General features: G+C 35.0%; 21 protein-coding genes, 1 pseudogene and 1 riboswitch. Of the genes and pseudogenes, 13 read left to right on the plus strand and 9 right to left on the minus strand.

Annotation, left to right across the window (positions count from 1 at the left end):
* Positions 1-51: 51 nt before the first annotated feature.
* From NYE52_RS16705 to NYE52_RS16730, 6 genes are all read right to left on the minus strand, one after another.
* Entirely contained in the window at positions 52-1,263 is a 1,212-nt protein-coding gene (locus NYE52_RS16705) for an ornithine--oxo-acid transaminase (protein WP_341194086.1), read from the minus strand.
* 247 nt (positions 1,264-1,510) lie between these two features.
* Positions 1,511-1,918, minus strand: coding sequence for a S1 domain-containing post-transcriptional regulator GSP13 (gene yugI, locus NYE52_RS16710; RefSeq protein WP_341194087.1), 408 nt, complete (start codon positions 1,916-1,918; stop codon positions 1,511-1,513).
* Between the two features lie 279 nt (positions 1,919-2,197).
* The gene (locus NYE52_RS16715) at positions 2,198-3,370 is read right to left on the minus strand and encodes an aminotransferase (protein WP_341194088.1); all 1,173 of its coding nucleotides are present in this window, start codon (positions 3,368-3,370) and stop codon (positions 2,198-2,200) included.
* Positions 3,370-3,870 carry an Lrp/AsnC family transcriptional regulator gene (locus NYE52_RS16720; RefSeq protein ID WP_341194089.1) on the minus strand — a complete coding sequence of 167 codons (501 nt, stop codon included), beginning with the start codon at positions 3,868-3,870 and terminating at the stop codon, positions 3,370-3,372. The genes NYE52_RS16715 and NYE52_RS16720 overlap by 1 nt, the downstream gene beginning before the upstream one ends.
* A gap of 250 nt (positions 3,871-4,120) precedes the next feature.
* Complete coding sequence (locus NYE52_RS16725) at positions 4,121-4,381, minus strand: DUF1871 family protein (RefSeq protein WP_341194090.1); 261 nt, start codon at positions 4,379-4,381, stop codon at positions 4,121-4,123.
* A 173-nt stretch (positions 4,382-4,554) separates the two neighbouring features.
* Positions 4,555-4,661: riboswitch (SAM riboswitch) on the plus strand.
* A gap of 337 nt (positions 4,662-4,998) precedes the next feature.
* Positions 4,999-6,258, minus strand: a complete 1,260-nt coding sequence (locus tag NYE52_RS16730; protein WP_341192356.1) for an IS110 family transposase — start codon at positions 6,256-6,258, stop codon at positions 4,999-5,001.
* 210 nt (positions 6,259-6,468) lie between these two features.
* On the opposite strand from NYE52_RS16730, the pseudogene NYE52_RS16735 reads away from it, so the two are divergent.
* From NYE52_RS16735 to NYE52_RS16755, 5 genes and pseudogenes are all read left to right on the plus strand, one after another.
* Positions 6,469-7,413, plus strand: a pseudogene (locus NYE52_RS16735) (methionine ABC transporter ATP-binding protein); the annotation flags it as partial.
* Entirely contained in the window at positions 7,403-8,080 is a 678-nt protein-coding gene (locus tag NYE52_RS16740; RefSeq protein WP_445669120.1) for a methionine ABC transporter permease, read from the plus strand. The pseudogene NYE52_RS16735 and the gene NYE52_RS16740, both read left to right, overlap by 11 nt.
* A 33-nt stretch (positions 8,081-8,113) precedes the next feature.
* On the plus strand, positions 8,114-8,935 hold the full coding sequence (locus NYE52_RS16745) for a MetQ/NlpA family ABC transporter substrate-binding protein (RefSeq protein WP_341194091.1): 822 nt from the start codon (positions 8,114-8,116) through the stop codon (positions 8,933-8,935).
* Positions 8,936-9,206: 271 nt separating this feature from the next.
* Entirely contained in the window at positions 9,207-9,749 is a 543-nt protein-coding gene (locus NYE52_RS16750) for a polymer-forming cytoskeletal protein (RefSeq protein WP_341194092.1), read from the plus strand.
* A 233-nt stretch (positions 9,750-9,982) separates the two neighbouring features.
* On the plus strand, positions 9,983-11,257 hold the full coding sequence (locus tag NYE52_RS16755; protein WP_341194093.1) for an Nramp family divalent metal transporter: 1,275 nt from the start codon (positions 9,983-9,985) through the stop codon (positions 11,255-11,257).
* 219 nt (positions 11,258-11,476) lie between these two features.
* On the opposite strand, the gene NYE52_RS16760 is transcribed toward NYE52_RS16755, so the two are convergent.
* Positions 11,477-11,992, minus strand: coding sequence for a superoxide dismutase family protein (locus tag NYE52_RS16760; RefSeq protein WP_341194094.1), 516 nt, complete (start codon positions 11,990-11,992; stop codon positions 11,477-11,479).
* Between the two features lie 129 nt (positions 11,993-12,121).
* Between NYE52_RS16760 and NYE52_RS16765 the strand changes: the two genes are divergently transcribed.
* Positions 12,122-12,511 (plus strand): kinase-associated lipoprotein B, encoded by a 390-nt coding sequence (locus tag NYE52_RS16765; protein WP_341194095.1) that lies wholly within the window; start codon positions 12,122-12,124, stop codon positions 12,509-12,511.
* 88 nt (positions 12,512-12,599) lie between these two features.
* On the opposite strand, the gene kapD is transcribed toward NYE52_RS16765, so the two are convergent.
* Positions 12,600-13,217 (minus strand): 3'-5' exonuclease KapD, encoded by a 618-nt coding sequence (gene kapD / locus NYE52_RS16770; RefSeq protein WP_341194096.1) that lies wholly within the window; start codon positions 13,215-13,217, stop codon positions 12,600-12,602.
* A 328-nt stretch (positions 13,218-13,545) separates the two neighbouring features.
* Positions 13,546-13,752, minus strand: coding sequence for a hypothetical protein (locus NYE52_RS16775; protein ID WP_341194097.1), 207 nt, complete (start codon positions 13,750-13,752; stop codon positions 13,546-13,548).
* Positions 13,753-13,984: 232 nt separating this feature from the next.
* Between NYE52_RS16775 and NYE52_RS16780 the strand changes: the two genes are divergently transcribed.
* From NYE52_RS16780 to mnhG, 7 genes are read left to right on the plus strand one after another with little or no spacing between them, the layout of a single operon-like run.
* Positions 13,985-16,375 (plus strand): Na+/H+ antiporter subunit A, encoded by a 2,391-nt coding sequence (locus tag NYE52_RS16780; RefSeq protein ID WP_341194098.1) that lies wholly within the window; start codon positions 13,985-13,987, stop codon positions 16,373-16,375.
* Entirely contained in the window at positions 16,362-16,787 is a 426-nt protein-coding gene (locus NYE52_RS16785; RefSeq protein WP_341194099.1) for a Na(+)/H(+) antiporter subunit B, read from the plus strand. Before NYE52_RS16780 ends, NYE52_RS16785 begins: the two co-directional genes overlap by 14 nt.
* Positions 16,787-17,125: a Na(+)/H(+) antiporter subunit C gene (locus tag NYE52_RS16790; RefSeq protein ID WP_341194100.1), complete on the plus strand. Its 339-nt coding sequence runs from the start codon at positions 16,787-16,789 to the stop codon at positions 17,123-17,125. Before NYE52_RS16785 ends, NYE52_RS16790 begins: the two co-directional genes overlap by 1 nt.
* Positions 17,118-18,590, plus strand: a complete 1,473-nt coding sequence (locus tag NYE52_RS16795) for a Na+/H+ antiporter subunit D (protein WP_341194101.1) — start codon at positions 17,118-17,120, stop codon at positions 18,588-18,590. The genes NYE52_RS16790 and NYE52_RS16795 overlap by 8 nt, the downstream gene beginning before the upstream one ends.
* A gap of 5 nt (positions 18,591-18,595) precedes the next feature.
* A complete protein-coding gene (locus NYE52_RS16800; protein ID WP_341194102.1) occupies positions 18,596-19,072 on the plus strand; it encodes a Na+/H+ antiporter subunit E in 477 nt (158 codons plus the stop codon).
* The gene (locus NYE52_RS16805; RefSeq protein ID WP_031536929.1) at positions 19,072-19,359 is read left to right on the plus strand and encodes a Na(+)/H(+) antiporter subunit F1; all 288 of its coding nucleotides are present in this window, start codon (positions 19,072-19,074) and stop codon (positions 19,357-19,359) included. The genes NYE52_RS16800 and NYE52_RS16805 overlap by 1 nt, the downstream gene beginning before the upstream one ends.
* Positions 19,340-19,702, plus strand: a complete 363-nt coding sequence (gene mnhG, locus NYE52_RS16810; RefSeq protein WP_341194103.1) for a monovalent cation/H(+) antiporter subunit G — start codon at positions 19,340-19,342, stop codon at positions 19,700-19,702. The genes NYE52_RS16805 and mnhG overlap by 20 nt, the downstream gene beginning before the upstream one ends.
* Positions 19,703-19,819 lie beyond the last annotated feature (117 nt).

Genomic DNA, 19,819 nt, shown 5'->3' on the forward strand with positions numbered 1-19,819 from the left:
GAACATATTAAATAAAGCTGACCTTCCAGCCAGCTTCTAACTACATATACCTTATTGATTGTTCACATTTAATACTTGTTTAATTCGCTCAATAGCCCAATCCAACTCTTCCTTTGTAATCGTTAACGGAGGTGCAAAACGGATGACTGTTTCATGCGTTTCTTTACATAATAAACCTACTTCTTTTAGCTTTTCACAATAAGGTCTGGCTTCTACCGTTAATTCTACTCCTATAAATAATCCTCTTCCTCTAATATCCTTAATAATCGGATTATTAATTTCAGCTAATTTTTGCAGAAAATAATGGCCTAATCTTGCAGAGCGATCGGTTAAATTCTCATCTATAATTACATCTAAAGCAGCAATGGATACGGCACATGCCATCGGATTCCCTCCAAATGTGGATCCATGGGAACCTGGATTAAAAACTCCTAATATATCTCTATTTGCCACTACACAGGAAATGGGAAACACACCAGCTCCAAGCGCTTTACCTAATATATACATATCTGGTTCAATCCCGTACCATTCACTCGCAAATAATTTTCCTGTTCTCGATAAACCTGTTTGTATTTCATCGGCAATAAAGAGAACATTGTTTTCCTTACATAATTGATATGCTGCTTCCATAAAACCTTCTGGAGGAATGATAATACCAGCCTCCCCTTGAATTGGTTCTACAATGAATGCCGCTGTGTTCTCTGTAATGGCTTTTTTTAATTGATTAATATCTCCATAAGGAATAATCTTAATGCCAGGCAACAGTGGCCCAAACCCCCACTTATACTCCTCATCAGAGGATAGCGAAACTGCCCCCATTGTTCTTCCATGAAAATTACCCTCGCATACAATTAGTTCTGCCCTGTCTTTTTCTACTCCTTTACAATCATAAGCCCATCTTCTTGCAGCTTTAATAGCAGTTTCCACCGCTTCTGCTCCAGTATTCATCGGCAGAACCATTTCTTTGTTTGTTAGGGTACTTATCTTTTCATACCAAGGACCTAATTGATCATGATGAAAAGCCCTTGATGTTAAAGTAACACGATCAGCCTGTCTCTTTAACGCTCCAATTATTTTCGGATGACGATGACCTTGATTTAAAGCAGAATATGCACTTAACATATCCATATATTTATTTCCTTCCGGATCAGTAATCCAAACACCCTCTGCTTCGGAAATCACTATTGGTAATGGATTATAATTCTTTGCTCCATATTTCTCTGTCTGTTCTATTAGTGAAATAGATTTAAATTCTTGTACCATCCAATCATCCTTCCAATTTTATTATATAAATGTAAAAGACATATATATTAACTTTAGCTGATTTTATAAAAGAAGGATATAATTATTATCATTATTTTCTAAAAATTCATTTTGTGATTTTATTAGGCTTCCCTACGCTGTTTAAAGTTAAGGAAAAAAGGCAAAAAAAAAGACTGCCCAAAAGCAGCAGCACTTCATACATTAATGAAGCAATAGCTTTGTCGACAGCCTTATTTTATATAATTAATTATTTTTTAATTAAATCATTACGATTAGATTGTTCAATCCACTCTTGTAATTTATCTTTTAATGTATTGAAACCTTGTACGTTTTCTGTTTCAACTACAGCAGCAGCTGTTTGACGTTTTGGACGAGGTTTTTTTGCTTTAGCAGCTTCTGGTTGTGCAGGTGCTTCTTCTGTTGCACGGATAGAAAGACCAATTTTACCAGCATTTTCGTCGATAGAAAGAACTTTAACGTTCACTTCATCTCCAACTTTTAAAAATTCGTTAATATCTTTTACATAACCATGAGTTACTTCAGAGATATGAACTAAACCTTGTGTATTTTCATCTAAAGAAACAAACGCTCCGTAAGGCTGAATACCTGTAACCTTTCCTGTAATAACACTTCCAACTTCGATTTTATCTGACATGAGAACACTCCTAATTGTTTATATTAATATTTCCTTTTATACGCATTATAAGATTATATCACATATATGACATTTATACAAAAGGATTTATTTTTACACTGATATAATTCCCTGATATCTTTTGTATAAACTATGTCTTTATTGGAACGAATTAAAGTCTCTAAGTTGATTCTTACAAATAACAATGGAACTTTCCATTCATAAAAAAGAGGTGTTACAAAAGAAAATCCACAATCTAATAAATTGCGATGATTCCCTTTTAAAACACCTAAATGTAGCTTAATACGTATGTTTATCCACAAAACGCTTTATTCTTTTCATTGCTTCTTGTAATTGTTGTAACGAGGAAGCATAAGAGCACCGAACATGCCCTTCCCCACTTTCTCCAAAAACACTTCCAGGTACAACAGCTACCTTCTCTTCCATCAACAGCTTTTCAGCAAAAGTTTCAGACGTCATCTTTGTTGCCGTTATATTAGGAAATGCATAAAAGGCGCCACCAGGCAAATGACAGCTTAGCCCCATATCATTTAATGATTGCACAATAAAATTCCTTCTGCGGCGATAGCTTTTTTTCATTTCTTCTACATCATTTTGACCATTTCTTAGTGCTTCAAGTCCAGCATATTGCGCCATTGTAGGTGCACACATTAAACTGTACTGATGAATTTTCAGCATCGCTTGGATTAATTCCTCTGGTCCACAAACAAATCCTAATCTCCAGCCAGTCATTGCAAAACCTTTTGAAAAACCAGAAAGCAGAATTGTACGCTCCCATGCTCCTTTAATTGCCGCTGTACTTGTATATGCTTCGTCATAGCAAAGTTCTGCATATATTTCATCTGACAGAATAAGCAAATCATATTTTTCTGCAACTTCCACGATTTCTGCAAGCTCTGCTTTAGAAAGGGTTGTTCCTGTAGGATTATTCGGCGAACAAATCATTATTGCTTTTGTACGGTCGGTTATTACTCCCTCTAACTGATAAGGCTTAATCTTGAAATCATTCTCTTTTAAGCTTTGAACAGGAATTGGCACCCCACCAGCAAGTGTAACTAATGGTGCATAGGAAACAAAACACGGTTCTACAACAATAACTTCTTCTCCCTGGTTAAGAATAGCCCGTAAAGCGATATCGATTGCCTGACTTGCACCAACCGTAACTATTATTTCAGAAGCTGGCTTATAGAAAACCGAAAATCGTTTTTGCATATAATGACTAATTTCCTCACGAAGCTCTAGAAGACCAGGGTTTGCTGTATAAGATGTATGTCCTTGTTCTAGTGATAAAATGGCCGCCTCTCTTGTTGACCAAGAAGTAACAAAGTCTGGCTCTCCTACACCGAGAGACACAACGCCTTCCATACTGGATGCTAAATCAAAGAATCTGCGTATTCCAGAAGGCTTCATTTCCTCTACTTTCCGTGCAATATAGCTCTTGGTTTGCTTCATTATGGTGACACCACAATTCTTTTATCATCATCTGACGGTTCAAATATCGTTCCATCATGTTTATATTGTTTTAAAATAAAATGAGTAGTGGTAGAAATTACAGAATCAAGGGTTGAAAGCTTCTCCGAAACAAATCTTGCCACTTCATTCATAGATTTCCCTTCAATAATTACCGATAAATCATATGCCCCAGACATTAAATAGAGGGACTTAACTTCCTTAAAACGGTAAATTCTTTGAGCCACCTCATCAAAGCCAACACCTCTTTTCGGCGTTACTTTGACATCAATCATTGCAGTAACGCCTTCATGCCCTTCCACTTTTGACCAATCTACAATGGATGTATAGCGCACAACTATATTTTCTGTCTCTAATTTAGTAATCATTTCTTTTGTATTTTCTAACTCTTCACCAATCATTTTTGCAATATCTTCGTCAGAAATCCTTGCATCTTTTTCCAAAATCTCTGCAATTTCAATTTCTTTTTCTGTTAATTTCATGTTCATCCTCCTGATCGCCTTGAAATATTCTCATTATACCAAATTATCACTAAATTTTTCGCGCATTTTTAAATTTGGGCTCCAGTTAATTAAAACAAATAATTATTCAAAGAAGTAGCCGAAAAAGCATACTTCTTTTTTGATTAATGATACAAATACACCCGCAGGAAAAAGTTGAAGGAGTTTAAACTTCACCTACAGAATGATTCAGACAACTATTTAACAATAAGTTTGTAAGCCCGTTATTTCCTTAAAATGAACAGGTGCCGCTATGTTTTACGGCCATGAGTTTTTTGGAGATTGCTAAGCAACTTGTTATTGGAATAGATTCGTCAAAAGAAAATTCATAAATTGCTTGGATTGCATTCGCTAAATCTTTTTCCAACTCTAAATCATGTAACGCTTGAAGACTATCAGCAATTTCAGTATCATAATTTCCCTCTCCTATTAAAAAAGGGTCCCATTCATTTAATAGACGCACAAATTCTATATTCATTTCTTGGCTATTCATTTTCTGTCACCCTTTGCTCCATTTTGCTGAAACTATTCTATCATATATCATCTTAAAGAACATAACTCAAAAAAAAGAGAAACGTCCAAGTTTTTCGAGCGTTTCAAATTGTAAATTTATATTGACAATTCAGTATTTTAGCTTTATTATTCATTTAGTGAAAATTTCATATTTACTTATCAAGAGAGATTGAGGGAACAGGCCCGATGACATCCAGCAACCTCCTTTCCTAAAGGAAGGTGCTAACTCCTGCAGAATAGGTTATTCTGAAAGATAAGATCGGTTATATGCATACGATACTTCTTTCAAATGAAAGAAGTTTTTTTATTTTATAGGAGGTTTTAACATTCCATATGTAAGTCGTGATAAAACAAGCTTATGTTCATGTAAAGGAGGATCCGTCATTTCTAATGATACAAATTAACGATTTGGTGAAAGTATACAAAACGAAGAAAGAACAAGTTATAGGTGTAGACCATGTCTCTTTCCTACGATTAGTCAAGTAGTTATTAAAAAATATTTGAACTTGATAGTACTATTTTTGAGCATGACAAATAACCTCAGCTATTCTATTAAATTTTTCAAACTGAGGTATTGTGTGGTATACTTTTTATGTGTTATTGGTCCTTAGAGACCGTGTACGAGTATTCGTACTTTGTATTGTTCCTGACCATGGAATAGATACATTTCAATAGCTTGTTCATGCAAGCTACAGTGGCAACCCTGTCCTTTTTGGCCTGAGGTTGCTTTTTTAATTTATAATAATAATCCACAATATGATTGGGGGCAGCTTTTTGTTGGCGTATCATGTTCTTAACGATAAGATATAAGACTTTTCTTCCTTTTGGATTTCCACGTTTATTGATATGGTCTTGACCTGCATATTTACCAGATTGATACCTTCTAATATCTATGCCGATAAAGGCGTTCACTTTTTTATGATTAGAAAAGCGTGACAGATCGCCTATCTCACCAATAAGGAGTGCTGCGCTAATCTCCCCAATGCCAGGAAAGCTAGTAAGTAACTGGAATTCCGAAAGTTGTCGGGCCTTCACAATTAATTGTTCGGAAACCATTTTTTTCTCCTCTAATAGATGAAGAAGTTGTCGTGCATAATATTGAACTTTTTGAGTTGGAACACTATCTGGTGAAACAGCTGGATAAGATTCTTGCGCGTATTCAATGATTAACTTCGCCTTCTCCATAGCTCGATTTTCTGATATCTTCTTATGCGTAGTTTTCATCAATAAATTTTTAATCTTGGTTCTACTTGTCTGTAATACTAATTCAGGATGTGGAAATAACTCTATTAGTGTTAAAGCATAAGGTGTTACTCTACTGGAAAAGAATCGTTCAAGCTCCGGAAAGCTTACTTGAAGTGCATGGTGCAAGTACATCCGAGTATGTTTTATTTGTCCTTCTATTTCTTGATAAAAGCGCGAAAGATCACGAAGTTCTGTATAAATTTCAGGTTGTTGTACTTTTTCTGATCGATCCACAAATGGATGAATTTGTGCTAATTTATGGGCATCATGTTTGTCTGTTTTCCAGCTTCTGAGTGTTCCCTGTTCTAGTTGTTTCTTGGCTTCCAGAGGATTTAATAAGAAATAGGTTAAATTGTTTTTCTGACAAAAGGTCTCCACTGGCTTCGAATATATACCAGTTGATTCGAAAACAATTTTAGGTTCTTCTGGAAGGCTATGAATCTCTTCCAGTAATGCTTGAAACCCAAACTTATTGTGAAGTATTTCCCCTTCTGAAAGACATGTTTGACCGTCATATAAGACTTTGTAACTTTTCCCCATAGAAATATCTAAAGCAATAATTAATTCCAATGTTTTTCCTCTCTCTTCTTTATCATTTTGAAAGATCTTCACTTATTCATTTCGATTCCAATTTCCTATACACGAGCTCTTTGGCCCCAACATACTTAAAGCTGATTCAAAAATGAAAGCGAAGAAGCTCCGTTTATCATTCGGATTCGAGATCCCTGAGGCTGGTCGAGCTTTCTTTCACTTCTCACTATAACTTAAAAAAGAAAAATAGTGGGCAAAGTCATCCGTCGATGACCTTACCCACTAATCTTAGTATGTTTATCTATACAAAAAGGAGAAATATTTGGAATCGTAGGCTATAGCGGTGCTGGAAAAAGTTCTCTTCTTCGATGTCTCAATTTATTGGAAAAGCCTACGAGCGGAGAAATTATTATTGATAATATCTCTTTAACAAAGTTGAATCAAAGGCAATTAAGAGCAGCTCGATTAAAAATAGGAATGATTTTCCAACATTTTTATCTTGTCAGTAGTAAAACCGTTTATGAAAATATCGCCTTTGCTCTTAAAGCTGCAAGTTTACCAACAAAAAAAATCCATGCACGCGTTTTAGAGTTGCTCGACATGGTAGGATTAACGGATAAAAAAGATGTCTTTCCTGCCCAATTGAGCGGAGGACAAAAACAAAGGGTTGGAATTGCTAGAGCACTTGCCAATAATCCAACAGTACTGCTTTGTGATGAAGCAACTTCTGCTCTGGACCCAAGTACAACAAAATCTATTCTAGCCTTGTTAAAAAAAATTAATAAGGACCTTGGCTTAACCATTGTACTAATCACTCATGAAATGGAAGTTGTAAAAGATATTTGTGACCGTATGGCTGTTATGGAAGCTGGCAAAGTCATTGAAGAAGGACCTGTATACGATATGTTCTCAAATCCAAAACAGGAGCTTACTAAAAACTTTGTAAATAGCATTCTACAATTTGAATTGCCACACCATTTATTAGAAGAAAGAACAGGAAAAATTATTAAAGTTACCTTCCAAGGTGCAATTGCAGAAGAAGGCATTATATCTGATGCATTTCAGCACTATCCGGTGAAAGGAAACATTCTTCATGGAAAGATTGAATACATCCAAAACAATCCACTTGGTATTTTTATCATGGAATTAACTGGTGATGATGATGATATTACAAAAGCGATTGCGTATATTAAAGATCGCACTAAAAACGTGGAGGTGATCTATCATGCCTCTTAGTATTGATTGGAATTATATTTTAGAATTACTTCCTGATTTAAATTCCGCCTTTTTTGAAACATTGTATATGGTTGGTATTTCTATTGTTGTGGCTATTATTGTGGGTTTACCGATAGGAATTCTGTTATTTGTTACAGATAAAGGACTCTTTCTAGAAAATCCACTTCTTAAGAATTTGGTGGGGTTTATTGTTAATATGGTCCGCTCTATCCCTTTTATTATCTTGCTGATTGCTTTATTGCCTTTAGCAAAGTGGATTACAAACACAACCATAGGTCCAACTGCCGCTTCCGTTTCACTATCTGTTGCAGCCATTCCTTTTTTTGCAAGAATAGTGGAACAAGCTTTTCGTGAAATTGATAAAGGAGTAATTGAAGCTTCCGTTGCGATTGGAGCATCCCCATGGATGATTATTTGGCAAGTTTTAATTCCAGAAGCAAGACCAGGAATCATTCAAGGTATTACTATCACCATTATCAATCTAATCGCATATTCAGCCATGGCAGGAATCGTTGGCGGTGGCGGGGTTGGTGATCTCGCGATTCAGTATGGCTATTATCGTTATGATAATACGGTAATGATTACAACTGTTGTTGTTCTCATCTGCTTAGTCCAAATCATCCAATTTTTCGGGGATAAGCTTTCCAAAACATTGGATAAGCGTTAAAACATCATAAAGACCTTAGGAGGAAAAAAGACAATGAAAAAAATACTTATAGGAATTCTATTACTATTATCATTTAGTGTACTTAGTGCATGTGGACAGGAGAAAAACAATGGGGACACAGGTGATAAAAAAGAAATTAATATCGGCGCAACTTCTGGTCCCTATGCAGACATGGTAAAAAAAGCAATTAAACCAATTCTTGAAGATAAAGGCTATAAAGTAGAAGTTACAGAATTCACAGACTATGTACAGCCGAATAATGCATTAGCAGAAGGAAGTATAGATGCGAATCTTTTTCAACACAAAATTTATATGGAGTCTTTCGCTGAGCAAAATAAATTAGAATTATCCGAACTAATTTCTGTTCCAACTGCTCCAATGGGTATTTATTCGAATAAATTTGACAGTTTAGAAGACATTACAGATGGTGCAACAATTGCTATACCTAATGACCCTACCAATGCTGCTCGTGCTTTCTTAATTTTAGAGGAAGCTGGATTAATTGAAATTGACGCATCAGCAGATCCATTAACTGTGTCTGATAAAGATGTTACAAATAATGTAAAAAACTTAAAGTTTGAAACAATCGAAGCTGCACAATTACCTCGTGCTGTTGATAGTGTAGATTTATCTGCTGTACCTGGTAACTTCGCGTTAGCAGCAAAAATGAACCTATTAGATGCTCTTCAATTAGAAAATATGTTAGATCAATACCGTAATCGTGTTGTTGTTAATACAAAAGATTTAGATGCTACATTTGCAAAAGATATTAAAGCTGCTGTTGAATCAGCTGAATTTGAGAAAGTAATTGATGAAGAATTCGAAGGCTTTGGGAAGCCTGAGTGGATGAATTAAATAACTGTCAAGACATACATGAAACAAGCGAGTTACGAATCTTTTCGTGGCTCGCTTGTTGTTTTTATATCATTTTTAAGCTATATAAAAATATCAACGTAAACCCTCTCTGATAATTTTCTGATTATTAAAACAAAGTCACATTTTCACCTTATTTCTTTCACAAATTGGACACACATCCCCCCTCTACAACTGCAATGTGTGTGTTAATATAATGTTGTATTGTGAATCCATTCACATAAAACAAAAGACACTATAGGGGGAACCAGTCATGAAAATTACACCAAAAGTTTTACTTGCTTCTATTTTAGCAGGAGCGCTTTTAACAGCTTGTGGAAATACAGACACAGAACCGAAGAAAGAAGAAAAAGCTGAAGAGTCAGCTGATGTAGTAACAACAGCATCTATCGTTAATGAAGCAGATGCATTAACAAGCGCATTAAGTGAAAACGGAACTTGGATTGTTGCAACACTTCAAGATTTAACAGTAGACAGTGACATTGTTGTAGCAGGAGAATTCCACGATAAAGGGGATGCTGCTAATGCAATTTACCGTAAGCTTGCTCTTTATACACAAGATGAAGACCATAACATCATTGATTCTTTCACATTAACTGCTCCTAAGATGACAGTTCAAAGTGAAAACTTTAAAATCCAAGGTGGTACATTTGTAGGAGATGTTTATGTAGAAGCTAATGGTTTCACAGTAGACGCTACTGCTAAAGTTGATGGTAATGTTTACTATAAGAGTGATGAATTCAAAGCATCTGCAGTCATTGATGGCGAAGTAACTGGTGCTCAAGAAGTAAAATAATATCCTTTAGTCCTAGCTGAATAAGCTAGGACTTTTTTACTCTTACTATTCCAACCGCAAAGATATGAAACAGAGCTTTTCTACTCTTCCAATAATATCCTCACATTATTTCCAAATAATCACCTATAATAAATTACATAAATAGATTGACAATTTTCTAATTTAGGAATATCTTTTATATAAAAGTTGCATTGACGAAACTTTTTAAACCAAAGTAAAATCAGGTGAAAAAAATGAGAAAATATCAATCAATAGAAAACATTCATTCTAAAACTGCAAAGAGTTTATTAAACGAAGATGTTAAAGGATTAAAAAGAATTCTCCCCTTTCTAGGTCCAGCTTTTATTGCTGCGATTGCCTATATAGATCCAGGAAATTTCGCAACAAATATTGCTGCTGGATCGAAATACGGATATCTATTATTGTGGGTAATTCTCTTCTCCAATATCATGGCATTAATTATTCAATCATTGTCAGCAAAATTAGGCATTGCTACAGGGAGAAACTTAGCTGAAGTAGCAAGAGAAGAATTTCCAAAACCAGTTTCTATCGGATTATGGATACAGGGTGAACTTGTCATTATGGCAACTGATTTAGCAGAGTTTATTGGTGCAGCACTTGGGATTTATCTTCTTTTTGGTATCCCTTTATTAGAAGCAAGTCTTATAGCTGCAGTAGGCTCTTTTGCTATTCTTGAATTACAAAGACGCGGGTATCGTTCCTTAGAAGCGGGAATTACCGGCATGTTATTCATTGTTGTCCTTTCTTTTATTGTTCAAATGTTTTTCGCAAAGCCAGATGTTCCATCTTTACTACACGGTTTATTTACCCCTAAATTCGATGGAATAGATAGCGTCATTTTAGCAGCTGGAATACTTGGTGCAACGGTGATGCCACATGCTATATATTTACATTCTGCATTAACGCAGAGAAGAATTGTTGGCGAAACAGATAGTGAGAAAAAACAAATTTTTCGTTTTGAATTCATCGATATTCTTATTGCCATGTTGATTGCAGGATTTATTAATGGGGCAATGCTTATCGTATCCAGCGCATTATTCCATAAAAATGGATTATTTGTGGAAGATTTAGATATAGCCTTTCAATATTTTGGAGAATTAGTTAGCCCGATTTCAGCGATTTTATTTGGTTTAGGATTATTAATTGCTGGATTGTCTAGCTCATCTGTTGGTACGATGTCCGGAGATGTCATTATGCAAGGATTTATCCATTTTCGTATTCCGCTTTATGTAAGAAGGGTCATTACAATGGTCCCACCTATTGTCATAATTGCGCTTGGCATTAATCCAACTACTGCGCTTGTTGCAAGTCAAGTAATCTTATCCTTCGGAATTGGCTTTGCTCTTATTCCATTAATAATGTTTACTAGTTCAAAGCGTATTATGGGAGGCCTAGTCAACACAAAATGGATTACAGTTATATCATGGATAATGGCTATTCTAATTGTTTCATTAAACATTTTTATTCTCATACAAACATTTCAATAAGCAAAAATGGCTTATTGTGATAAAGCGTAAGACTTCCATCAGAGGGAGAAGCTTTATCCTCCCTCTGATGGCTAGTTGAACCATTCAATCGACAGTAAATCCTTCTCGAATTCTCATGACGAAGAGAGAGTCATACGGAAGTCAAAGAGTGGGATGAAAAAGAATCTATTTCAAGAAAAAAGACAGGTGACTCCGTCGTGAAGTCCTCCTGTCTTTTTTCTATTTTTTCTTTATAGCACCGCATGCAATTCTTTCCCCAGAATCACCAGCCGGTTGAGTCATTCCATCATCCTGCTGTTCAGTAATAACTATAGAAGTTCCTTCCTTAGAAAATAATGATGTTTTACCATCTCTAAGGGTAACTTGAGGTGCCATTAGCTCTGCTTTTACCGTGCCATCTTCTTTTACCAAAATATTAGGCAAATCACCTGCATGGGCGCCTTCTGGATGAAGCAATCCATGTTCTTTATTGTCTGGATTAAAGTGGTTTCCGGCAGATTTAAAATCCGGGGCATCACATTTATTTGACTCGTGTATATGGATACCATGAATTCCTGGTGTTAAGCCTTTTAAATCTAGAGACAACTTTACTCCCGCCGATTGTTCTTGTAGCTCAATCGTTCCCAGAGAGTCCCCAACATCATTATACATGTCTACTTTTACCTTTGTAACTTCACCTTCCGCACAACCGGTTAGGAAAAGGGGGATAATCGCTAATAAGCACAGTTTTTTCATTTGTGTTCCTCCATAGACGGTTTGGAAATAGTATTTGAAAAAAATAGGATTAATATGCGCTCCTCTCTTTTATCAAAAAGATTTATTTATGATACTATAAAAAGAAGAATACTATTTGGAGGGAATTAGATGTCAGAGCTATCGATTGGTTCTATCGTGACTGCTTTTTATAAAACAGGAAAATATATAGGGGAAATAACAGATATACGTCCTCAAAGTTATTTAGTGCGTGTACTTGCGGTATTAAAACATCCCATGCAAGGGGATTTGCATCAGCCGAAGGAGGCAATGGTTGAAATTTTTCATGAAAGAAAGGCACTTTCCTATCGGGAACAGATGAATGCTCCAAAGAAAATGGTCAAGTTATATACAGAGGAATCGGTCCCTTCTTATCCTGATTCTTTGCAAACTGCTCTAAAAAAATTACAACAAGAGCTTAAGGGCGACGATTCTGCCTTTGCAACTCAAAGCTTGAAAAATTTAGAAATACTAAATGCGGAATATTATAAACTAACTTAAGAATGAAAAATTTTGCGGTTAATACTTCAATCAATAGAAATTCAAGAAAACAAGTAAAAAAGACGAGGAATGCTATCTTCGTCTTTTTTTAAGCAAACTTATTTAGAAGTTTGGACATATCAATCAAATCTCCAATTGTTGGTGGATTTGATTTTCCCATATACTTTTTATCTTGTTCAACGAGTTTGAAAATATGATATGTCGTTAAAGCATCATCTAGCGCTCGATGATGTTTGCCGGTACCTTCTCTTCCATACTCCCTGACAGCCTTCCATAAGCCTGTTTGGTTTTTATCACCGAAAAAACGCTTATATTCCATGGACAAATCTACTTCGTTACAATGAAGCGTAAATGGAATTTGTGCCTTTTGGCAATTATCCTTCAGCACTTTCATATCCATATTCCCCCATGTAACAACGGTATTTTGATACCCAGTGCTAATGTTCTCCAGCTTTTTCATTAAATCATAAAAAGATATCCCATTATTTACTTGTTCTTGTGAAATATGTAGAAAAGATTTGCATCTCCTTGAAAGTGTTGAAAACTTACGGGGTACAACATAAGAAGAGAACTGTTCCCTTATTGAATCACCTACAACAGCTACTATACCAACCTCAATAATTTCTGGATAAAACCCCTTAAACTTAATACTTTTCTCTGGCATGGTGAATTCAAAGTCAATAAATAAATACTGTTGCTTTTCCATTTTTTCACCTTCTTTTTCATCGATATTTCACATGAATTGTGCGTGCAAGTCCCACTGACCTTCCGAATGAAATTCTTATCATTTATTAATCCATAAGCTAAATCCTGTAATTTATCTACCTATATTATAACAGAATATCACTTAACCTTTTCAATTTTCTGTATTTTTTATAATGATTTTTTTAATAAGGAGGAGGACATACTTGCTTTCATATAAGCAACATAGTTTACTAAAAAATATTCTTCTACACATATTTTCTCCACTCCGGTAAAACATAAAAAGAGGGACAAACCCTAAATATAAAGGTTGTCCCTCTTTTTCCAAAGCTCTATTCTACTGCCATTTTTCGAATATATTCTCTTGGTTGAAAAGGAATCATCGTTTCTTCTGGAAAAAGAGAGTCGTCCTCTTCTATTAGTAAGAGCTCATCTAATGAATAAAACTCTCTCTTTTGAAAGCTATTCAAGAAAATTCCTACTAGAAGGCAAAGAGAAAATATACAAATGGAAATACATATCTTTGATTTAATATTCATGTATATAACCACCTCTCCATTAGTTTGAGCAAAAAGGTAGGTATTTTACACAAAAAACAAAAAAATTTTTTTATCGTTTTAGACCGGTTTCTTCCTATTTAATAGAAGAGTTTATTGTCCAATAATTTTCAAGTTTCCTATGTGCACAGCGGTTTTTTTTGCGTTATACTTTAACAAGTTCAGTCATTTTCAAAGACATTTCATTTAAGATTTTGTTTAAGGAGGGTTTAATGTGTCTATTCTTCACTGGGTTGTACTTTCACCATTTTTATACACTCTATTGATTCCTATTGCATATAAATTGATGAAAAGAGTACATACAGGATGGTTTGTACTTCCACTGCCAATTCTACTGTTTATTTATTTTTGTAGTAACATTGGAGCAACATCCAATTTGCAGGCAAAAACAGAATCAATTTCCTGGATTCCATCATTAGGTATAGATTTTTCAGTAAAATTAGATGGTCTTGGAATGCTATTTTCCCTATTAATATCTGGAATTGGTGCACTTGTCATGCTCTATTCCATCTATTATTTAGATAAAAACAAAGAAAAGATTAATCAATTCTACGTGTATCTTCTATTATTTATGGGAGCAATGCTAGGCGTTGTTTTATCCGACAATTTAATTGTTCTATATATGTTCTGGGAAATTACAAGTATTTCTTCTTTTCTTTTAATTGGTTTTTGGAATAATCGAAGTAACTCTCGATATGGTGCAATTAAATCAATGGTTATAACGGTATTTGGAGGCCTTTCCTTATTAGCTGGAATAATCCTCCTCAATATAATGACCGGATCATTTAACATTTCAGAAATTATTACTTTTGTTCAACAAGAATCAATTATTTCCCATCCACTATTTCTTTTGGGAATGATTTGTATCTTACTTGGAGCATTTACAAAATCAGCACAATTTCCATTCCATATTTGGTTACCAGATGCTATGGAAGCTCCAACACCAGTCAGCAGTTATTTGCATTCCGCTACAATGGTTAAGGCTGGGATTTATCTTGTCGCACGTTTAAGTCCTGTATTTGCCGTTTCTGGTTATTGGCTCTGGATTGTTTCCCTTGTTGGTATTATTACGCTATTATATGGATCATTTTTTGCTGTTAAACAAGTTGACTTAAAGGGACTTCTGGCATACTCAACAATCAGTCAACTTGGAATGATTATGTCTTTACTAGGCATTGGTGCTGCTGGCGTCCATTACAATAATGAAAGTGTTTATTATATTGCAACAGCTGCTGCAGTTTTCCATCTTGTTAACCATGCCACATTTAAAGGTAGTCTATTTATGATGGTCGGGATTGTTGACCATGAGACAGGGACAAGAGATATCCGTCGTTTAGGTGGACTGATGAAAATAATGCCGATTACATTTGCTATTGCTTTGATTGGCTCATTATCCATGGCTGGAATCCCGCCGTTTAACGGATTTTTAAGCAAGGAAATGTTCTTTGCGAGCATGCTGAACATTCGTGATTTCAATATGTTTCATTTAGATAGTTGGGGTGTGTTATTACCTATCATTGCTTGGATTGGTAGTATTTTCACCTTCGTATATAGTATGATCCTTGTCTTTAAAACCTTTACAGGAAAGTATCAACCGGAAAAATTATCTACAAAGCCACATGAAGCACCAATGGGTATGCTAATTTCACCAATTTTATTAGTATCTCTTGTCGTAATATTCGGTTTATTTCCCGGGTTATTATCAAACACCATTCTTTCCCCTGCCATTTCATCTATTTATGGTGGAGGTGTTTATGATCTCCATATTTATCATTGGCATGGCTTTGAACCTGAGCTATTTATGACAATTGGAGTTATTGTAGTAGGAACAATCCTTTATTTAACGGTGAGAAAATGGACCGGAGTTTATCAGGCTTTTCCTGTTATATGGAATTCAATCTATAATTGGTTATTTGGAGAAACAGAAAATCTATTCAACAAGCTTACAAATAGATATATGACAGGGTCTCTGAGAACCTATTTACTTTATATCTTTTCATTTTTTGTCCTTATCCTTTCCTATACATTATTTGCAAAGGATGCATTTACAATAAACACTGCCCGACTAGCACCAATTGGAGGCTATGAAGTAGTTTTGTCACTTGTTCTTGTTATATCGACTATCTCTATTTTGTTCTCTAAATCACGTTTAACCTCCATTATTCTTTTAGGAGCAGTCGGTTATACCGTATCCTTATTCTATGTAGTTTTTCGGGCACCTGACCTAGCATTAACTCAATTAGTAATTGAAACTGTTTCAGTCGCCTTATTTTTACTATGTTTTTATCATTTACCACGAAATGCTAGGAAAAAAGAAAGCATTCCTTTTAAATTATCAAATGCAGTAATTTCTGTGTTAGTAGGACTAGTTGTTATGCTTATTGCTATTGCTTCCTATAGCACAAAACTGTTTGAATCCATTTCTCAATATTATGTGGATAATACGTATGTAAAAGCGGCAGGAGAAAATATGGTTAATGTTATCTTAGTAGATTTCAGGGGATTTGATACTCTCTTTGAAATCGCGGTACTTTCCATTGCTGCTATAGGTATTTATTCCATGATAACCTTGAGAATGGGAGGAAAGAAAAATGAAAATAAATAATTTAGTTTTACAAACTATAACAAAAGTCATTGTATTTTTAATACTCCTATACGCTGTAGATCTCTTTTTTGCTGGGCACTATACACCAGGTGGAGGATTTATCGGTGGATTAATGGCAAGCGGAGCAATCGTTCTTTTACTTATTGTCTATGACATAAAATTAGTGAAGAAAATTTTCCCTGTCAATTTTATCTATGTTACCGCAATAGGGTTATTAATTAGCACGCTGACAGGAATGATTGCTGTCCTGTCTAATAAGCCATTTTTAACCCATTTTTTCAATAAACATGTACACTTACCTATATTAGGAGAAACATCTCTTCACACTGCTGCTTTATTTGATCTAGGTGTTTTCTTAGTTGTAGTGGGCGTTACAATGACCATTATTCAAACGATCGGAGAGGATGACTAATGGAATTCTTAATGATACTCATAATCGGCATTCTGTTTATGTGTGCAACGTATTTAATTCTTTCTAAGAGCCTATTACGAATTATTATCGGAACAGGACTACTTAGTCATGGGGTTCATCTATTATTATTAACGATGGGCGGTTTAAAAAAAGGTGCTGCCCCTCTCTTAGGTCAGCATGCAGAAAGTTATTCTGATCCATTACCTCAAGCATTAATATTAACAGCTATCGTTATTAGCTTTGGCGTAACCTCCTTCTTACTAGTGCTTGCATATAGAACGTATCAAGAACTAGGGACAGATAATATGGAGAAATTGAGAGGGAAAAAGTATGATTAATCTAATTCTATTTCCGATTTTAATTCCTTTACTAATGGGAATTATATTGATTTTCTTTTACAAGAAAATCATTTTACAGCGTATTTTTTCCTTATTGAGCACTGGTGCATCCATTGTAGTTTCAATATGTATGATTGATAAAATCAAAAATGAAGGTATTCAAACCGTAAATTTAAGCAATTGGGATGCTCCATTTGGGATAACAATTGTTTCTGATATGTTATCTGCACTTCTTGTGCTGACAACAAACATTATCGCATTCTGTGTCTTACTCTATTCTTTTAAGGGAATCGATAGAGAAAGGGAAAATTACTTTTATTACGCAATGATTCAATTCCTTCTAGTTGGCGTAACGGGAGCATTTTCAACAGGGGATATTTTTAACCTGTTCGTATTCTTTGAAGTCATGCTGATGGCTTCCTATGTACTTCTTGTTCTTGGAAATACAAAAATACAGCTACGTGAAACAGTGAAGTATATCATTGTAAATGTCGTAGCATCTGCACTCTTTGTTGTCGGTGTAGCCTATATTTATTCTGTTGTCGGAACATTGAATATGGCCCTTATCTCAGAGAGAATTAGTGAAGTTGGTGGAACAGGAATATTAACAGTAATTGCTGTCCTTTTTCTTCTGGTATTCGGATTAAAAGGTGCAATTTTCCCATTATTTTTCTGGCTTCCAGGATCGTATAATGCAGCTCCAATTCCGATACTTGCACTATTTGGCGCACTATTAACGAAGGTAGGAGTTTATTCTATCTCCAGAACATATTCTCTATTCTTTTACCAGGATAGTTATGTCTTTTCCTTATTAGGGATTCTTGCTCTTATCACAATTATATTAGGGGCGATTGGGTCTATTGCCTATAATGATGTAAAAAAAATCATTATCTATAATATCATTACGGCAATTGGAGTTATCTTGTTTGGATTCTCTACTTTTAATGCTGTTTCCCTAAGTGGATCTATTTTTTACCTATTACATGACATGATTATAAAAGGAGCTCTATTCTTATTAATTGGGGCCATGATTTATATCACAGGAACGAGCAATTTAAAATACATGAGCGGGTTAATGAAGAAATATCCTCTTCTTGCTTGGACATTTTTCATTGCAGCACTTGGTCTAGCTGGAATTCCGCCACTAAGTGGATTTGTCGGTAAATTCCTTATCATTCAAGGGGCATTTCAAGCAGGCAATTATATTGGAAGCTTTATTGTCGTTCTATCCAGTCTCTTTGTATTGCTTTCTGTAATTAAGATATTTGTTAAAGGTTTTTGGGGAGAAGAATCAGATAATGTAATGAAAAAGCCTGTAAAAACACTTTTATTACCTGGCTGTATACTAGTTCTTCTTTCCTTCCTTATCGGGATTGGTGTAGAAGTGCTTTCACCATATATTTCTCTAGCTGCTGAGAGTTTGCTTCAACCGGAAAACTATATACATGCCGTATTAAAGGAGTGATGACGATGGCATTTCAATTATTATTAAATTTTCTAATTAGTTTCATTTGGATGTTTCTGAAAGGCTCCTTCGCTCCAGATACATTTCTTATCGGATTCATTATCGGATTGATTCTTATCTATATAACAAGGAGATTTTTCTCAGATAAGTTTTATTTATACCGAGTTGTTTCCATTTTAAAGCTTTTAGGTATCTTCCTAAGAGAGCTGCTTCTTTCTAATATCGAGGTATTAAAGGTCATTCTTCGCCCTAAGCTGAAAGTGACACCTGGAATTTTTGCTTTGGAAACAGATTTAACAAAGGACTGGGAAATAACTGTACTATGTAATCTAATTACCCTTACACCTGGAACACTTGTAGTGGATATTTCAGAGGACAATAAAATTCTTTATATTCATGCCATGGATATTAGTGATAAAGAGGCAACGATTAATAGTATCAAGCATAACTTTGAAAAAGCCATACAAGAGGTGAGTATTTGATGTTCCAAACAATCATGAACATATCCTTATTTATCGTCTCTATCTCAACCATTTTATTTATTTATCGGGTTGTAAAGGGACCAACCACTCCGGATAGAGTGGTTGCTCTTGATGCAATCGGAATAAACCTAGTTGCGATTACCGCTATTTTATCAGTAGTATTAAAAACTTCAGCCTTTTTGGAAGTTATCCTTCTCATCGGTATTTTAGCTTTTATTGGGACTGTAGCTTTTTCTAAATATCTGGAGAAAGGAGAAATTATCGAAAATGACCGAGACAATCATTAACATTATCATTGCTATTCTAATTCTCCTTGGAGCCCTATTAAGCCTTGTTGCAAGCATTGGGGTATTACGACTGCCAGATGTTTACACACGAAGCCACGCAGCGTCCAAGTCAGCAACTCTAGGGGTAATGTGTATCCTTCTTGGTGTATGTCTTTATTTTTTCCAAGCAGAACAAATTTTTAATTCTCGCTTAATTCTTGCTATCGCATTTATTTTCTTAACCTCTCCAGTAGCAGGTCAGCTTATTATTCGCTCTGCTTATAATAGTAAAATACCAATGGCAGATGTGACGATAAGAGATGATTTAAAACAGGCAAAAGAGGCCGAAGCAAGAAGTAAGTGAATCCAGCATTTTTCTTCCTAATCGGAGCTTCACTACGTTTACATTATTCTAATGACTTGAAAATCATGAAAGGTTCAAACCACCTAAATGATTTCAGGTCTTTATTTTATTCTCTAT

This window comes from Niallia sp. FSL W8-0635 (genome assembly GCF_038007965.1).
Taxonomy (GTDB): domain Bacteria; phylum Bacillota; class Bacilli; order Bacillales; family Cytobacillaceae; genus Niallia.

Bases quoted from the DNA above. Each gene is read 5' to 3' on its own strand.
- mnhG (WP_341194103.1), top strand. From the start codon at position 19,340: ATGACCGAGACAATCATTAACATTATCATTGCTATTCTAATTCTCCTT.
- NYE52_RS16785 (WP_341194099.1), top strand. From the start codon at position 16,362: ATGAAAATAAATAATTTAGTTTTACAAACTATAACAAAAGTCATTGTA.
- kapD (WP_341194096.1), bottom strand. From the start codon at position 13,217: ATGGAAAAGCAACAGTATTTATTTATTGACTTTGAATTCACCATGCCA.
- NYE52_RS16805 (WP_031536929.1), top strand. From the start codon at position 19,072: ATGTTCCAAACAATCATGAACATATCCTTATTTATCGTCTCTATCTCA.
- NYE52_RS16790 (WP_341194100.1), top strand. From the start codon at position 16,787: ATGGAATTCTTAATGATACTCATAATCGGCATTCTGTTTATGTGTGCA.
- NYE52_RS16760 (WP_341194094.1), bottom strand. From the start codon at position 11,992: ATGAAAAAACTGTGCTTATTAGCGATTATCCCCCTTTTCCTAACCGGT.
- NYE52_RS16775 (WP_341194097.1), bottom strand. From the start codon at position 13,752: ATGAATATTAAATCAAAGATATGTATTTCCATTTGTATATTTTCTCTT.
- NYE52_RS16725 (WP_341194090.1), bottom strand. From the start codon at position 4,381: ATGAATAGCCAAGAAATGAATATAGAATTTGTGCGTCTATTAAATGAA.
- NYE52_RS16745 (WP_341194091.1), top strand. From the start codon at position 8,114: ATGAAAAAAATACTTATAGGAATTCTATTACTATTATCATTTAGTGTA.
- yugI (WP_341194087.1), bottom strand. From the start codon at position 1,918: ATGTCAGATAAAATCGAAGTTGGAAGTGTTATTACAGGAAAGGTTACA.
- NYE52_RS16715 (WP_341194088.1), bottom strand. From the start codon at position 3,370: ATGAAGCAAACCAAGAGCTATATTGCACGGAAAGTAGAGGAAATGAAG.
- NYE52_RS16765 (WP_341194095.1), top strand. From the start codon at position 12,122: ATGTCAGAGCTATCGATTGGTTCTATCGTGACTGCTTTTTATAAAACA.
- NYE52_RS16755 (WP_341194093.1), top strand. From the start codon at position 9,983: ATGAGAAAATATCAATCAATAGAAAACATTCATTCTAAAACTGCAAAG.
- NYE52_RS16720 (WP_341194089.1), bottom strand. From the start codon at position 3,870: ATGAAATTAACAGAAAAAGAAATTGAAATTGCAGAGATTTTGGAAAAA.
- NYE52_RS16705 (WP_341194086.1), bottom strand. From the start codon at position 1,263: ATGGTACAAGAATTTAAATCTATTTCACTAATAGAACAGACAGAGAAA.
- NYE52_RS16795 (WP_341194101.1), top strand. From the start codon at position 17,118: ATGATTAATCTAATTCTATTTCCGATTTTAATTCCTTTACTAATGGGA.
- NYE52_RS16740 (WP_445669120.1), top strand. From the start codon at position 7,403: ATGCCTCTTAGTATTGATTGGAATTATATTTTAGAATTACTTCCTGAT.
- NYE52_RS16750 (WP_341194092.1), top strand. From the start codon at position 9,207: ATGAAAATTACACCAAAAGTTTTACTTGCTTCTATTTTAGCAGGAGCG.
- NYE52_RS16800 (WP_341194102.1), top strand. From the start codon at position 18,596: ATGGCATTTCAATTATTATTAAATTTTCTAATTAGTTTCATTTGGATG.